Here is a 15,922-nt window from a genome sequence, read left to right as displayed (position 1 = left end):
GCGCCGCAGGTGGAAAGTCCTCGTTCTGAGACTCCAGCCGTACTGTCTGAGGTCTAATTCCCCGCAGCACAAGGAACATGCCTCACCTTGGTGCCACCCCGACGCTATCTCAATAGTTCCACATACTGCTGTCAAGAGGTCTCAACAGCGACATAGGACGTTCAGGACGCGGATGCCGCCCGTCCTGTCTTAAAGCCTCAACCTTCTTCAGATCCTCTGGAAACTCAAAAGGATGTACGAATACGCCACATGACTCAAGGAACGGAGTTGTAGCAAGCGAAGAATGAGGCCGGGCCAGAGAAGCGAAGGAAGGCCAAGGAAGCGAAGGAAGGCCAGACAAGCGAAGGAAGGCCAGGGAAGGGCAGAGCGAGGCCAAGACAGGACAGGGGAAGAACAGACGACCATGACCGAGACACGGTGAGGGGAGGAGAGGCACGCCTCTCCTCCCCTCACCTCACCCCCACCAAGGTCACTGATCAGCCAAGGCCACCACCGGCGACGTCCTCGCAGCCCGGCGCCCCGGCAACCATGCGGCCACCACAGCCGACAGCACCGACACCAGCACAACGCCCGCAAGCTGCAGCCACGGCACCTCAATCACGAGCGTCTCCACCTGCACCGGCAAGGCCAACATGCCAATCCAGCCGAAGAACACGCCAAGCACCAAGCCAATCAGCGTCGCCGTCACGGCAATAAACACCGCCTCCCACGCCAGCATGCGGCGCATCTGCCTGCGGCTCAAACCAAGAGCTCGCAGCAGGCCATTCTCGCGGGTGCGCTCGCGGACCGACAAGGACAGCGTGTTGGTCACGCCCACCAGGGACACCAGCACCGACACGCCCAGCAGCGCCACGACCATACCCAAGGCAATGTTGATCATGCGCGTGTACATCTGGCGCTCAAGAGCAGCGCCCTCAACCAGCAGCGTCTCATCCAAGGTGGCCAGGTCGCTTTGAACCTGAGTCGCGTCAGCGCCCTCAGCAAGCTTGACATGCACCCTGTCAACCACAGCATCAGGAGCCAGCTCCAGCAGAGACTTCTCGCTGATCACCGCCGCATAGGGAGTGGTCTCAGACAAGACAGCCGTGAACTCGCCACAGGACTGCAACTCATCACCGACACACACGGTCATCGCCGTCCCGGCATCCACACCGAAAGTATCCTGCAACAGCACCTTGTCATCATCCAGCAGAGTGATCGGCGAGTGCGACACAACATTCAGATCCGGCTGGCCAACAATCCCCAACCGCACAGCCCCAGCGCGCTGCGCCTCCGGCATGCTCGACTCAACAACCACTCCCATCGAGGCCAAGCCCTCAACGCTGGCCTCAACGCCCGCAATACCAGGCACAGCCGAACGCACAGAAGACGGCAGCTCACCCTCGCGAACCTGCACGGTCAAGTCCAACGGACGGCGGGCGTCAACCTCGCCATCCAAGGTCGCACGCAGGGAGGAGGCGCCCACCAGCATCGTCGACACCAGAGTCACGCCAATGACAATGGCGACGCCCGTCGCGGCGGTGCGGCCGGGGTTGCGCGTCGTGTTTTCGCGCGCCATCGTGCCCACAATCGAGCGGCCCATCAAGCCAAAGGAGCGGGTCAGGGCGGGCATCAGCGGGCTGATAAACACCAGGAAACCAACCAGGCCCACCACCGAAGCCCCCAGCAGGAGGCCAAAACGCGTGCTCTCGGAGTCGGCCAGGACACCCATGTACATGCCCGCGCCCGCGCCGACGGTCAGCAGGCCACCCAGGATGAACTTCACCCACGAGGCGCGCGAAGAAACGGCGGCGGCCTCGTCAATGGGGGACAGGGCAGCCATCGGTGAGATGCGCGCAACGCCGAGGGCGGGGCGCACGCCCACCAGCAGCGTCAGCAGCGTGCCGAGCGCCAGCGTGATCCCCACGTTGGCGGTGGAGATCATCCCGATCGCGTCCAGGAAGGACGAGGCTAAACCGGTCGCCCACAGGCCAACCGCCGTCAGTCCCGCGCCAACGAGGACAGCGACGAGCGAAGCAACGAGGCCAACCACCAGGGTTTCGGCGATGATAATGCGGCGAACTTGCGAGGAGCGGGCCCCCAAGGTGCGCAGGAGGGCGAGCTCACGTTTGCGCTGGTGGAGGACCACTTGGAAGGTCGTCGAGACGACAATGAGTGCGACGGCCATCGCGATCACCGGGAAGACCATAATGATCGCCTGGGTGGTAGCCGCGTCCAGTTTGGCGGAGTTGAGGGCTTCCTCGCGGGCGTGATCGCCGGTGCTGATATCCAAGGCGGGGTGCTCGGGCAGGGCCTTGTTGAGGGCAGCGACGAGGGCTTCTTGCTGTTCAGGGGTGGCAGCGCCCTCCTGTGCGTCCAGCGCCACAAGGTAGCCAAAGGGGCTTCCTTCGCCGACGACCGCACTGATTGCGGACTCAGTCGCATAGGAAGTAGGCATGGCCGACAGGGGGCTCGTCACGACGCCGGTGACGGTCACCTGCTGGTAGCGGTCAGAAGAGTACGCGGAGCGCACATCAACGGTGTCACCCACAGCAAGATTGAGAGTCTCGGCGAGCTGAGCATCGATCGCCACCTGACTGTTTGTTGTGGGTAGCTCCCCTTCACGCAGGGTAGGGCGGAAGAAGGGGTCAGGCAGGACAGCGGAGACCCGACGCTGGGAACGCTGGGAGTCCTTGTGGAACTCGTAGAAGTTGAAGCTCATAGGAGCGATCGCGCCGACGCCGGGAGTCTTTTCGATCTCAGGGCGAAGGTCACTCAAGACCAAGGGCTCATCGGATTCGATGGTGCGATCAACGCCCACCAGAGCCGCAGCGCCCTGATACTGGGCGGTGATCGACCGGCTCAGAACCGTGGTCAGGGCTGAGGTCAGCGACAGGGAAACCAACACGAAGGCCATAGAGATCGCCACAGCAATACCGGTGGCGACATAGCGGCGCGCGTGGCTGCGCACATTCGCCGCAATCAAGTCAGTGGTGGCACTCATCGGAGGGCCTCCGCAATGGATGCCTCAGAGGGGGCATCCAGGTCGGCAACGATCTGGCCGTCGCGGACAACGAGCACACGGTCGGCAATACTGGCCGAGGCCCCATCGTGAGTAACCATAATGACGCTTTGCCCGAGCTCATCAACGGATTGGCGCAGCAGGCTCAGGACTTCGCGGGAGGAGTGAGAGTCGAGGTTGCCGGTAGGTTCGTCGGCGACGATCACCGCAGGCTTGGACACGAGGGCGCGAGCGACAGCCACGCGCTGTTGCTGGCCGCCGGAGAGTTCGGAGGGGCGGTGGGTGAGGCGGTCACTCAGACCGAGGATGGAGACAATGCCGTTGAACCATTCCTCGTCAACCTTCCTGCCTGCCAGGCGCAGGGGCAGGGTGATGTTGTCGCGAGCGTTGAGGGTGGGGACCAGGTTGAAGCTTTGGAAGACGAAGCCAATGCGATCACGGCGCACAGTGGTGAGGGCGTCATCCTTGAGGGAGGTGATGACCTGGTTTTCGATGCTGACCGTACCTGAGGTCGGGTGGTCAAGGCCTGCGAGCATGTGGAGCATGGTGGACTTGCCTGAGCCTGAAGGGCCCATGATGGCGGTGAACTGGCCGCGGCCAAAGTCGACGTTGACGGAGTCCAGGGCGACAACGCGGGTGTCACCCTCACCGTAGATCTTGGTGAGGTCTCGCAGACTGACAATGCTGGGTGAACTATTCATATAACCATCATCAGTTGCGGGGGTGGTGGCGATCTATGGGGGGATGCCCTGATCGCTCCCCCAAATATGCCGGTGGCGCGATGGGGGACAGGAATTCTGAAGCTCAGGGCTTTGAGGGAGAGCCGGGGCGCGCCAGCACTTGGGCGGTGGGAGGGGCTGGTGTCGAGATGGGTGCCGATGCCGAGATGGGGCAGGCGGGGGATGGGCAGGCGGGGGATGGGCAGGCGCCCAGGTGTGCGCCCAGGCGAGATCTGGCATCGAGGACATCTATTCTGGCCTGGGATCACATGCGGGAGCGCGTGGGGTGGCTAGGGCTTCCCGTCGAAGGCGAAGACTTGCCTCTTGAAGACACAGTTGGGTGTGAGGACTAGGCGGGGCGAAGGCGCCCGCGCGCGGAGCGCGGGCGCCGAGGTGTGCGCCCAGCGGCAAAACAGGCGCCTGAACACAGGTTTTCGTCTGGGCGCACACCTGGGAGCGCATGAGCCTGCGCGCCACAAATGCGTGCTCTGTGGGATCATGCGATCTTCAGGACCCGATAACGGTTAATCGCCGCCGCCAAATCCACCGGCCGCGGGCGCACCAAAAACGCTGGGTAGGGGCGCGCACCAAACTTGATCACCGCATCCAAGCCTTCAGAATTCACGGTGCGTTCCAGTCGCACCAGCAGTTCTGCCAGGGGAGTGCGCGCGTCAGCGTATTCCTCGAGCAGGCCGCGCAGCATCCAGGCGATCGCCTCGGTTTGACCAGAATCAACGATCTGCTCAATGTCGGACACGTCGACAGTGGTCTTATCAATGATGATCGTGTCCAGGCCGGAGGCCTTCGTCTTAGGCTTGTCGCCGCCGCCACGCGAGCGCACGGGCACGCGCCCAGGCGAGGCTGGGAAGTCAGACAGGGCGGTGAGTTCCCGGGGGAGCTCGGTGCTGATGGAACGTGCACGCGCGGTGACATCCAGGCAGTGGTACTCATCCAACATGAGCACCGTGTCGGCCACATCCAGGTAGTCACCGGAGCCGCCCATGACCAGGATGGTGGACACGGCGCGCTCAGCAAAGAGCGCGCCAATTCGATCCACTAGCGGGGTGATGGGCTCCTTCTCGGCGGCAATGAGTGCGCGCATACGAGTATCGCGGATCAGTAGATTCGTCGCCGAGGTGTCCTCGTCTAGCAGTAGCAAGGGAGAGCCAGCCTCAACCGCCTCCATTATCGAAGCCGCCTGCGAGGTTGATCCTGAGGCATTCTCCGTACTGAAACGGGAAGTGTCCGCCCCTCCCGGCAGGTGGGAGATGAAGGCGGAGACATCCACGGCGGTGACCGCACGGCCGTCAGCGGCACGAATCTTCATGGCAGCCTCGGTGGTGGCAACCAGCTCGCGTCCATCCCCGGGAACGTGGGCGTAGACACCGCGTTGGATCGCATTGAGCAGCGTGGATTTACCGTGGTAGCCGCCACCGGCAATCACGGTCACGCCCGGAGGGATTGCCATACCGCGCACAGTCCCAGCGTGGGGTAGGGTGACGCTCGCGGTGAGGGACTCAGGACTCTCAAACGGTACAGCATCCGTGAGAGGCAGCTCAGACACTCCAGAGCGGCGGGCCAGCACAGCACCATCAGCCACGAAAGCCACCCACTGCTGTTCTGTCAGAGACTGAGAGAGTGCGCGGTAATCCTCATACGCGTGGACGTGAGCGGTCAAACCAGCCAGGTGATCGGCGGCTTCCTCAGACACGAAGTCGAGGGTATCCATGACGGTGTCAGGCAGGTCAACATCAAACAGGCGCCCAGCTTCACGCCCCATGATGGTGCGCCCGCGCGCCGGAAGCTGAAGCTGGAAGCGGATCTCCACATGCTGAGGGGTAACCGTGCAGGCGCTGCGTTCGAGAATCTCCTGGCCGGTGCGAGCAACCTGGAGTGCGCGTGAGGGGCAGTTGCGGGCGATAGCCTTCGAGAATGCGCGCACGAGGTAATCGGCGGTGGCCGTGCGTTGATCGGCGGTGCTCAAGGCATATTCTGGCAGGCCCATGGCCGAGGTCGATGCCGTTACGCGCAGTGCTGAAGGCGGGGCGTAAGGGTCGGCCTGGATGCGGTCAATGTGGAGAATGAAATCTCCGTAATCCCAGTCTCCGAGCAGGTCACCGTAGAAACCGTAGGGCCGAGAATCAATACGGATTGCCTCATTGATGAGGTCCTGGTCGCTGCCCGAGTGGCGTTGCTTCGGGCGAGAGGGGCGGCGGACATTACCGGAGGAGGCAGAGTGAGGGCGCGGAGTCATAGAACAAGCCTAGCTTGCCGGGCAAAGGGCTGGTTTTTCAGGGTGAGGGTTCCCGCATGTGCGTTCAACGCAAAAAGGGGCCTTGGAGAGGTGGAGGAGGTTTGGGCTCACAGCTGGGAGCCCCCTGGGCGAGAAGAGCCATGAACGCATCCCAGGAAAGCCGTGAGTGCAGCCCAGGAACGCCATGATCGCTGCCGTGAATCTGCCAGAGGAAACCCCGAAATCCGGGCGTCATCACGGCTGGGGCGCGGCGGTGTGCGACAAGTGGCCTCCCGCAAAGGGGACGGCCAGCTGAAAACACTGGGTGTTACAGGGCATGAGACTGTAAAGGATTTAAGGAATCAGGGTGATACGACAAGGGGGTGCGGCACACGCGCCGCACCCCCCGAGTTCAGAGCAGTGATCAGTCGGTCAGCTCTACACCGCGGGCATCGCGGTGCCACTGAGTACCAGGCTGCGAAGTGAGAATAAGAATGCCCTCAACGAGGCCCCAAATCCCCGAGACCCACATCAGTGTGCCGAAGGAGAGAATGGTCAAAAGCAGCTGAATGACTGCCTTCGTGGAGAAACCCAGGTAGAAGTTATGCGCACCAAAAGCGCCCAGGAAAATGCCGAGCAGGCCAGCGGCAATCTTCGACTTGGGAACAAGACCTGCGCCGTAGGGTTGCTGAGCGCCATAGCCATAGCTCTGCTGAGCATAAGTACCCTGCTGCGCGTAGCCACCGGCATATCCCTGCTGGTATCCGTAGCCCTGCTGTTGATCGTAGGGAGAAGCACTTGTGTAAGGCTGTGCGCCAGCATCATATGGCTGATCTGAGGGTTGTGCCTGCTGCTGGAATTGCGGCTGACCCACATTTGGGTCATTTTCAAATTGCGGGTTTGGGGTTGACATCATGACGTCCTTTAACGAAAAGCGGATGACACAAGGATATGCCGCCGTCCTCCCCATGTAACCGCCACTCAGGGAAGAATCAGGGGGTGCGGCACACGCGCCGCACCCCCTGATTGTGTCTTCACCCGGCGGTGATGAGGCCGCACAGTGAAGGTGCTTGGTCAGTTCGTAGGAATCTGTCCGCTCATCACGGCAGCCATGATTGCTCCGAAGAACAGGAACACGAGCACCAGAAGAACCAGGCCAACGACAGTGCCGATGATGCCAAGAATCTTGCCGATACGGGCACTGGAAACCACATCTGCGGGAATGCCCGCAGCTTCAGCCTTCTTCAGGATCGAGTTGCCCCAGATCCACGCTGGAATGGAACCAAACCAGCCAATAAGAACCAGGCCGAGTACGCCCAGAACAAGAACAATGGTGGAGTTCGAACGAAGGGTGTCGACCTCAAGGGCGGACGCGGCGTAGCTGGGTTGCTGGGGGTAACCCTGACCTTCAGGCATGTAGGGAGTAGACACGATGAAGCCTCATTTCTTGTGAGTCGAATGCAAGCAATAGTCTACTGATGTTAAAGGCCTTCGCACGAGGGAATTCTCGCCACACGAAATCCTTAATGCATGCCGCGACACCTTCAACCTCCATGCTGCGGCCACGTCCCCACCCTTAGGGCGTTGCAGCACTCGAGGGCGCCTGCGCAGATTCGCGAGCGACCAGCACACCGCGAATTTCCCTCAGGCGCGGCGCCAGCTCCTCGGACTTCTGGCGTCCCTCAACCCTGCTCACCATCAACTCCACTGCAGCGCGGCCCGCAGCCGCAAAATCTTGACGGTACGTCGTCAAACCCGGCTCCCAGATATCTGCCAAAGGATGGTCGTCAAAGCCGACGACGCTCACGCTCCCCGGCACCGGGCGCCCTGCCTCGCGAAGCCCTCTGATCAGCCCCATAGCAAGCTCGTCATTACCGGCAAACACAGCACTGACGTCCTCGCGGGCCGCCAATTCCCGACCCAGCAGGCGGGCGGCAGAGGGCTCCCACCCGCAGATCAGAGGCGGCGGCACCGCCAGGTCCCGCGCGTGAAGGGCCGCCTCCCAGCCGTCCGTGCGGCTTGTCCCTTCGGAGCGCACCGGCACCCCGATGTGGTGGACCGTAGCATGCCCAAGGGACAACAGGTATTCCGTCATCACCTGCCCGCCTTCGCGTTCGCACAGGGAGACCTGATCGCGTGCTTCCTCTGCAGCCCCACCGATGGTAACCGTTGGCAGGTCGGCCGACAGCATGTGGAGTGCCCGTTGGGCGGTGGCATCGTACTTGAGGACGATGACGCCGCTGGGGTTGAGGGCGACCACCGTGTCCACCACTTTTTGCACTTCAGCGGGGGAGGTCTGATCCAATTTAGAGATCATCACCGAATAGCCTCGGGCGCGCGCCTCATCTTCGATGCCCTGGATGGTCACGGCAGACCCCAGCAGGGTTGTGTTGGTTGAGAGCACGGCGATGGTTTGCATGGAGGAGCGTTTGAGTCCGCGTGCGACGAGGTTTGGTCGGTATCCGAGCAGTTCGATGGCACGCGCGATTTTTTCGGCGCTTTCGGGGCTGAGGTGGCTGGACCCGTTGAGGTAGCGGGACACGGTGGACACGGATACGCCTGCGCATGCGGCCACATCGGAGATGACCGGGGGGCGTTTCCCGCGGGATGGTGTCATCGGGGTCTCCTTGGGGTGTGCGGTGCCGGTATGGTGTTGGGGATTGGGGTGGTGGGACTGGCGAGGTCACCCGCAGGGCCGGGTTCGAGGTTCGGCGGGAGTGGTGGGGTAGTGGGATGAGCTGGGGAGCGCAGCTTCACCTCCTGCACGTGGCGCCAGCCCAGCTTCAACCCTCTAGCTTCGGTGCGAGCGTATCAGAGTTACCTTACTTCACTGCGCCGCCGGTAATACCTGAAATGATGCGGCGCTGACCGAGGATGAAGATCACCAGCAGCGGGATTGTCATCAAGATGATGTAGGCGAAGATCAGGTGCCAGTTGTTCAGGTACAGGCCGGCGCTGGCGACGTTGTACAGGTTCAGCGGCAGGGTGCTCATCTTGCCCGAGAGGATGAACAGCGCGTAGAACACGTCATTCCAGATGTAGAGCACAATGAGGATGGTGGCTGAGGCCAGAGTGGGGCGCAGCAGCGGGAAGATGATCGTGAAGAACACGGTCAGCGGCCGGGCTCCGTCGATGCGTGCCGACTCTTCGAGGGAGACGGGGATGGTGCGTACGAAGCCGGTGATGAAGAAGATGACGATGGACAGGTAGATGCCCACGTACACGCAGATCATGCCGATTGCGGTGCCCGCCAGTCCCATCATGCGTAGCAGCATCATGATGGTTACCACTGAGGGCGGCAGGATCAGGCCAGAGATCATCACCGAGTACAAGACGGCGACTTTACGTGAGGAGCGCCTGGCGAGAATCCACGAGGCCATCGCGCCAAACAGCAGTGCGATAAAGACCGAAGGCACGGTCACCAGGAGGCTTCCGATCAGGGCCTTCCACATTTTTCCTTCAACGATGACGGTGGAGAAGTTCTCCAGGAAATGCCATTCGGAGGGGAGGGTGAGGTCGGGGATGACGGCCTCGGCCTGGCTCTTGCCGGCGGTAATGACCGCCATCCACAGGGGGATACCCAGCAGGGTGACAATGACGAAAACGACGAGGATAGCGTGAAGAATCCGTGAGCTGAGGGAGCGTTGGCTGCCGACGATGCTGACAGTGGGGGCGGGGCGACGGCCTCGTCCTGCTGCGGAGCGAGAGGGCAGCGCTGAGCGAACGCGGGATACCAGGGTTGTTGGTGTGGACATCATAGGATCTTCTTCTCCCTGCGACGAAGCACGGTAATCAGGGGGATTGCCATGATCATGACCAGTAGGAACAGCACCAGGCTCATGGTGGTGGATTGGGCGTAGAGGCCCTTACCGAAGGTGCGCCAGATGAAGAGGTTGAGGATTTCCGTGGAGCCACCGGGGCCACCATTTGTGAGCGACTGGACGATGTCGAAGGAGTTCATGGAGCCCAGCAGGGCGGTGGCGATATTGAAGGTGAGGGCCGGGGCGAGGAGGGGGAACTTAATGCGCCAGAAGGTGGCGGTGCGGGAGGCCCCGTCCATGGCGGCGGCCTCGAGGATCTCGTGGTCAATGGTTTTCAGGCCCGCCAGGTAGGTGAGCATGGAGAAGCCCATCCATTTCCAGGCGTGGATCATGGCGATGATGACGAGGGTCCATGTGGTTGAGCCGAGCCATTGGAGGGCGACGTCGTAGCCGACGATATAGCTGAGGATCTGGTTGAATACGCCGTCGGTCTTGAGGACGGCTTGCCAGATGTAGCCAGCAGCCAGGGCCGACATGATGACCGGGATGAAGAAGAGGGTGCGGCCCAGGCGGTTGAGGGTGGTGTCTTCCTCGAAGAGGACGGCTAGGGCGAGGCCGAAGATGTTTTGGAAGACGGCGACGAGGATCGCGTAGGTGATGGTGATGCGAATGTCGGTCAGGAGGGCGCCGGAGGAGAAGAGCGAGTAGATGTTATCCAGGCCGTTGAATGCGATGGTTTTTTTGAATGCGGACCAGTCGGTGAAGGCGTAAATAAAGTTCATCACCGTGGGGACGAAGAAAAAGACCAGCAGCATGGCGGCGGCCGGGAGGAGGTAGTGCAGCGGGTAGTTTTGCGACTCCATCCTTAGGCGGCCGGCGTTCGTTGGTGTGACGCTCATACTCGCTCCTTTGTGGGTTGTGCGCAGGTTTGACGAGGCCGAGGTGTTTCCGCAGCTTTGCGGGGAGGGGGGTGGGCGTGAGCCCGGGTGCGTTGATGTGGTTCGGGCGGGTGGTGAATGTGGGTGGTTCACCACCCGCCCTCGTCCAACGGGTGTATCAGAAGCCTTCGGCGCCCTGGGCCTTGGCGAGTTCAGCGAATTGATCCTGGGTAGCCTTGGCTGCTTCCTCGGGGGTCATCGTGCCGTTGACCATATTGGCCAGGTTGAGGTACAGGTCAGGGTTGGCGATGGCCTGGGACTGCATGGAGCCTTCAGCGTTGGCCAGGGATGCTGCCGAGTCGAGCAGAGCCTGGGGTACGGAGTCGGGGGAGGGGACGGACTTGAGGACCGAGACGATGTTCTGGTCCTTGACGAACTCGGCGTAGCCGTCGGTCATCCAGAAGTGGAGGAACTGGCGGGCTGCGGCCTCGCGGGTAGCGTCACCGGTTGCGAATAGGACGATGCCGCCGGTCTGCTGGGGGATCGAGGTGCCGATATTGCCTTCCTTGGAGATCGGGAAGAAGCCGATGGTCTCGTCCAGGGCTTTCTTGTCATTATTGGCCAGGGCGGCAATGGGGCCGAAAGCGCCGTTGGCCTGGATGATCATGGCTGTCTTGCCTTCCCACAGGGCGCTGGTTTGATCATCGAAGGTGGCCGACCCGGCGTCAGCGTTGTACAGGCCCTTGTCGAACATGGACTTGTATTCCTTGATGGCCCCGAGGATGTCCTCGCCTTCGAAGGAATCCTTGCCGGTGTTGATGCGGTCCCACAGGCCGTCCTTGGCGGCTTCTGCGAGCTGAACGTTCACGGCCCACTGGGTGCCCCACTGGTCGCCAGCCATCTCAAAGAGGGGAGAGGCCACGCCGGGAACATTAGCAGCCTTGATCTTTTCGGCGGTGGCGATGAACTCCGCCCAGTTCTTCGGCAGTTCAGTGATGCCAGCAGCCTCGAAGACCTTCTTGTTGTAGTAGATGCCCTCCACGTCGGGGGAGGAGATGAGTGCTGCGTAGCGTTCGCCGTTGTAGCTGCCACCAGCATCGGCGATGCCGTCCGCGTAGTCATCCATCCACGGCATGTCTTTGAGGTTCTGGAGCTTGTCCTGAGCAACGAAGCCAGCAAGGGTGGAGGTGGCGGGCTGCCAGAACATGATGTCGGGGGTGTCGCCGGTGGCGATCTTGGTTTGGACGTTGGACTCGTAGTTGTCGGGGATGGTGTCGACCTTGACCTTGGCGCCGGTGGCGGCCTGGAAGGCTTCGACGACCTTGGCGGGGATCTTGTTGGAGGTCTGAGCGGCCCACAGGGTCAGTTCAACGCCGTCGAGCTTGTCGGTTGCGGCTGGCCAGTATTCGCCGCTGACGGTTGGTTCGGAGGAACTCCCTGTGTCTGTAGCCGAATCGTTGGCTGCCGGGTTGGTGCAGGCGCCCAGCATGAGGGCTGTTGCCACCATGAGGGCACCAGAGGTCGAGAGAATTCGTGAACGTGCCATGCCTTCCTCCTTGAAGGGTGTTGTGCTGCGCGGGTGCGCTGCCTGTGTGTCATTGGATGTCTCATGTGACGTCATTGTCGGATCGTGCGATTCGTCAACGGCTCCAAGTGAGATTGGAGTACAGGTTACTCATGGGAACGTTCCCACGTCAATCACAAACACGAAAATCGCTGAATTTCCGGGAAAATAAAAGGAGTACTTGCGGATGGTGGCAGGCGGCGTGGTATCCTTCCCAAGTCACCTCTAGAGTGGTGAAAGACGATGTTTCTCCTCACCACCCCACGGTATTTTGCACCCACAGTACTGTGCCCCCACAGCATTGTGCTCAGGGTATGCCGCTACAGCGGACACCTGGACAACGTTGTCCCACTGACAAAAGGAAAACCATGTTCACACTCAGGCGAGAATATGTGGCAGCATGTGCCGCTACGGCATTGATCATGCCCCTCCTTACTCCCGCCGCACACGCCGACGAGCCACAGCTCATCAACGTGCTTCTAGGGCGCACTCCAACCTCGAATGCCACCCTCACACACGAAAGCGCCGATCCAACCATCCCACGCGTCACCATCAAAGACCCGCACTTTGCCACAGACGGAGACACAGGATTCACCCCCAACAACAGCGGTGAAGACGCAAACGTCACCAAGATCCTCGCAGGCGCCGAAAGCGGCAACCCTGCCAATAACAACGGATTCGACACCTGGAATGACGTCTACCTGCAATACGATCTGGGAGAATCCCGCGAAATCGGACGCATCCTCCTTCACCACAACGGCTACCAAGCCGCAGGATCAACCTTTAAAAACGTCAAAGTTGAGGTAGCGGACACCCCCACATTCGACAACCCTACCGTCATCTCGGATACTGCTGACTTCGAGGAAACCCAGGCCACCCACCTGGCCCCCCAAACCATCCTTCCTCAAGGAGGGAAGGTCTCAGCCCGGTACGTCCGCATCTGGCAAAAGGGCCACTTCATCCGAAACTTCAACGGAAACTGGTCGGGGTACTCCAATGGTGTTGCCTTCCGAGAAATCGAAGTCATGGCAACCCCCAAGGACGGAGAAACACTGCCTCCCCGCGCGGAAAGCCGCAACATCGCCCTGGGGCACACCCCCTACGTCTACGGCCTCACCCCAACGAATATCTCAGCCATCAGCGATGGAAAAATCGACGACAACTACGCCGTCCATAACAGCCTCGGGGAACGGTGGCTGCAGTTTGAATACCGCAATTCCTACACCATCAAACGAGTGGTGCTCGCTCTAGAACCCGGACACTACGACAGCATCGCCGTTGACGTGCGCTCCGCAGGTTCTCAAAGAAACGGCCGCGAGATCTACCGCCAACGTAACATCCAGGTCGGCAACGACCCCATCGAAATCACTCTTGATGGTCAAAAGATCACCGGCCGCACGATTCGCTTCACCATCAATAAGAGCAACGGCGAACCCACCAAGTACAAAGAAGTGGAAATCTGGGCTGAAGGCCTCGACTTTAACGAAAGCGCACCCGAGTACACGCCCCCAACCAGCGCCTACGACACCCTCGTATGGCAAGACGAGTTCAACGGAGACGCAGTCGACGAAAGCAAGTGGAACATCATCGACAAGATGTGGAACCACGCCGCCATCTACAACCGCGACGCCGTTAGCATCCACAAAGACAATGACGGCTCCTACCTGTCCATCACCTCAACAAACTACCCCAGCACACAAGCGCTCATCGACGCTGTCGGCTGGGATCAGTACGATGCCGCCACGCCCCCACACAAAGTGACGTGGTCATCGGGACGCGTGGAATCCAAGAACAAATACTCCTTCCAATTTGGGCGCATGGCCGTCCGAGCAAAGGTCAATGACTCCAAGGGCATCTGGCCCGCCATCTGGATGCTCGCCCAAGACGAAACCGGACACGACGAGATTGACGTCCTCGAATACCTCGGACAAAACCCCTGGGGAGCCTGGACCACCAACCACTACGGCGTCCTTGGCGTCAGCAAGAGCGCACACGGCCAAGAAAACTTCTCCCCCGTCGCATGGAGCCAAGACTTCCACGTCTACGAAGTCGAATGGGACCCCCAAGCAATCACCTGGTACATCGACGGAAAGAAAGTCTTCACCTCAGAGCAGGGCAAGAACGTTGACGGTATGCATACCCGCCCCATGTTCCCCATCCTTGAAACCCAGGTGGGAGACGGCTGGGTTGGAGACGTCGACTACCGCAAACAAGAAACCAAGCAAAACAGCAGCTACCTCGTGGACTGGGTGCGCGTCTATCAGCGCGCCGACCAACCTCAGGTACGCTTCGATGACCTCGATCCAAAGGCCCCAACAAACAGCTACACCCTGCGTCCCACCGAACGCTCAGAAGGACTGCGATTCCTCAGCCGCGGCAGCGCCAACTACGAAAACAAGAACAACTTCTTCTACGGAGGCCAACCTCGATACGAAGACAGCCGACTTGCCGTAGCAGATAACGCTGAAGGCCCCCAATACCTCGTGTACGAAGTGCCGACCGCCAAGGACGTTCACCTGACGACCTACTACCAAACAATTCCCGGCAAAACCAGCCAGGTGAGCAACTCCTACGGCGGGTGGATTACCCGCGGTTATTCCATCCGAGACAACTTCCCCGGAATGATCGACTTCAGCCTGATGAGTTCTCCAGATGGCACCACATGGACACCCGCGCCGATGAAGGTCGTGGATAACTTCATCGACCCCCACCCCGGTTACGCCCGCACCACCTTTGACGCTTACGACCTGCCTGCAGACACCAAGTACATCAAGGTTGTGTTCCCCAGGATCCCGCGTGGCGCGCAGGCAGCATCGAAACCGGCAATTCCTGCCACCGACATCCAGTTGGCGAAGGTGACTGTCCTTCAGTGTGAGATCCCCGCTCCTCCGGCACCACCTCAGGACGATCAAAACACACCAAAGCCCGACAACCCCGGACAGGGTAAACCCAAGCCGGATAACCCCGGACAGAGTAAACCCAAGCCAGATAATCCCGGGCAAAACGGTTCCGGCCAGGACGGTTCTGGGAAGGATGGTTCCAAGCCCAACACTCCTTCGCCCAATAAGCCGGGGACCAACGGTCAAGGGCCATCGAATAACGCCAAACAGGGCGACCACTCCTCACAGGGACAGACCACGCCAGATTCGGCCCAGAAAACACCCCACAAGACGCCCCAGAAAATGGCGCCGGGCGCAGGGCAAGACCCAGCAAAGGCCTCGTCCACGAACGCCCCATCCCTGGCAAAAACCGGCAGTGATCTGACGATTCTTCTGACGGCAGCAGGTCTGCTCGCAGCAGTAGGCGCCTTCACACGACGAGTACACACCCACTAAACAAGTAGAGGCGAACATGCTCCCCTCCACCCTCCACCTCACGCACACGTCAGATGCGACCAGCGCTCGCCCCGCAACGAGCCTCGTCCTGTCCTGCCCAAGTGATGGTTTGCCGGTCATCAGCTACTGGGGACCAGCATTCCTCTCGTCCCTATTGGGCCGTCACGCTGGCACCCCTACGCGCGGCAACGCGGACACGGTGGAGGGGGGCACGCTGCCCTCGCCCGCGAAGAACTCACTCCTTCGCGCTCAAAAAGCCCAGATCCTTGGTGCAGGCGTGGAAGCGCCAGAACACCCGAGCCTGCTCCCCACCCAGGCTGAAGCCTGGACCGGCACGCCACTAATCAGCATCCAACGCGAAGGCCGGGAAATCTTCCCAGCGTTCCGCACCATCCGCATCGACCCCCACCCCCTGGGCGCCTCCACCTACC

The 15,922-nt window shown here is 60.9% G+C and carries 11 protein-coding genes; 2 read left to right on the top strand and 9 right to left on the bottom strand.

The features are described from left to right. Positions 1 to 469: 469 nt before the first annotated feature. The 9 genes from HWX48_RS09690 to HWX48_RS09650 all read right to left on the bottom strand — a co-directional run bounded on the left by HWX48_RS09690 (position 470) and on the right by HWX48_RS09650 (position 12,138). Positions 470 to 2,983 (bottom strand): ABC transporter permease, encoded by a 2,514-nt coding sequence (locus HWX48_RS09690; protein WP_175957045.1) that lies wholly within the window; start codon positions 2,981 to 2,983, stop codon positions 470 to 472. Continuing rightward, positions 2,980 to 3,702, bottom strand: coding sequence for an ABC transporter ATP-binding protein (locus HWX48_RS09685; protein WP_175957044.1), 723 nt, complete (start codon positions 3,700 to 3,702; stop codon positions 2,980 to 2,982). Before HWX48_RS09685 ends, HWX48_RS09690 begins: the two co-directional genes overlap by 4 nt. Before the next feature lie 514 nt (positions 3,703 to 4,216). Then, entirely contained in the window at positions 4,217 to 5,974 is a 1,758-nt protein-coding gene (locus tag HWX48_RS09680; protein ID WP_175957043.1) for an ABC-ATPase domain-containing protein, read from the bottom strand. A gap of 403 nt (positions 5,975 to 6,377) precedes the next feature. Continuing rightward, positions 6,378 to 6,866, bottom strand: a complete 489-nt coding sequence (locus HWX48_RS09675; protein WP_217701620.1) for a TM2 domain-containing protein — start codon at positions 6,864 to 6,866, stop codon at positions 6,378 to 6,380. Between the two features lie 161 nt (positions 6,867 to 7,027). Further along, the gene (locus tag HWX48_RS09670) at positions 7,028 to 7,384 is read right to left on the bottom strand and encodes a hypothetical protein (protein ID WP_175957041.1); all 357 of its coding nucleotides are present in this window, start codon (positions 7,382 to 7,384) and stop codon (positions 7,028 to 7,030) included. Between the two features lie 145 nt (positions 7,385 to 7,529). After that, entirely contained in the window at positions 7,530 to 8,570 is a 1,041-nt protein-coding gene (locus HWX48_RS09665) for a LacI family DNA-binding transcriptional regulator (protein WP_175957040.1), read from the bottom strand. Positions 8,571 to 8,775: 205 nt separating this feature from the next. Further along, positions 8,776 to 9,711 carry a carbohydrate ABC transporter permease gene (locus HWX48_RS09660; RefSeq protein WP_217701619.1) on the bottom strand — a complete coding sequence of 312 codons (936 nt, stop codon included), beginning with the start codon at positions 9,709 to 9,711 and terminating at the stop codon, positions 8,776 to 8,778. Then, positions 9,708 to 10,613 carry a carbohydrate ABC transporter permease gene (locus tag HWX48_RS09655; RefSeq protein WP_175957039.1) on the bottom strand — a complete coding sequence of 302 codons (906 nt, stop codon included), beginning with the start codon at positions 10,611 to 10,613 and terminating at the stop codon, positions 9,708 to 9,710. The genes HWX48_RS09660 and HWX48_RS09655 overlap by 4 nt, the downstream gene beginning before the upstream one ends. A gap of 157 nt (positions 10,614 to 10,770) precedes the next feature. Then, positions 10,771 to 12,138 (bottom strand): ABC transporter substrate-binding protein, encoded by a 1,368-nt coding sequence (locus tag HWX48_RS09650; RefSeq protein WP_175957037.1) that lies wholly within the window; start codon positions 12,136 to 12,138, stop codon positions 10,771 to 10,773. 386 nt (positions 12,139 to 12,524) lie between these two features. Between HWX48_RS09650 and HWX48_RS11365 the strand changes: the two genes are divergently transcribed. After that, positions 12,525 to 15,491 (top strand): family 16 glycosylhydrolase, encoded by a 2,967-nt coding sequence (locus tag HWX48_RS11365; RefSeq protein WP_175957036.1) that lies wholly within the window; start codon positions 12,525 to 12,527, stop codon positions 15,489 to 15,491. 16 nt (positions 15,492 to 15,507) lie between these two features. Continuing rightward, positions 15,508 to 15,922: hypothetical protein (locus HWX48_RS09640; protein ID WP_217701618.1), on the top strand; the 415-nt coding region annotated here is incomplete at its 3' end.

The organism is Schaalia sp. Marseille-Q2122 (genome assembly GCF_903645355.1).
In the GTDB taxonomy this organism is placed as follows: Bacteria; Actinomycetota; Actinomycetes; order Actinomycetales; family Actinomycetaceae; genus Pauljensenia.
This window is presented reverse-complemented; position numbering and strand designations above follow the sequence as displayed.

Bases quoted from the DNA above. Each gene is read 5' to 3' on its own strand.
- HWX48_RS09690 (WP_175957045.1), bottom strand. From the start codon at position 2,983: ATGAGTGCCACCACTGACTTGATTGCGGCGAATGTGCGCAGCCACGCG.
- HWX48_RS09685 (WP_175957044.1), bottom strand. From the start codon at position 3,702: ATGAATAGTTCACCCAGCATTGTCAGTCTGCGAGACCTCACCAAGATC.
- HWX48_RS09680 (WP_175957043.1), bottom strand. From the start codon at position 5,974: ATGACTCCGCGCCCTCACTCTGCCTCCTCCGGTAATGTCCGCCGCCCC.
- HWX48_RS09675 (WP_217701620.1), bottom strand. From the start codon at position 6,866: ATGTCAACCCCAAACCCGCAATTTGAAAATGACCCAAATGTGGGTCAG.
- HWX48_RS09665 (WP_175957040.1), bottom strand. From the start codon at position 8,570: ATGACACCATCCCGCGGGAAACGCCCCCCGGTCATCTCCGATGTGGCC.
- HWX48_RS09660 (WP_217701619.1), bottom strand. From the start codon at position 9,711: ATGATGTCCACACCAACAACCCTGGTATCCCGCGTTCGCTCAGCGCTG.
- HWX48_RS09655 (WP_175957039.1), bottom strand. From the start codon at position 10,613: ATGAGCGTCACACCAACGAACGCCGGCCGCCTAAGGATGGAGTCGCAA.
- HWX48_RS09650 (WP_175957037.1), bottom strand. From the start codon at position 12,138: ATGGCACGTTCACGAATTCTCTCGACCTCTGGTGCCCTCATGGTGGCA.
- HWX48_RS11365 (WP_175957036.1), top strand. From the start codon at position 12,525: ATGTTCACACTCAGGCGAGAATATGTGGCAGCATGTGCCGCTACGGCA.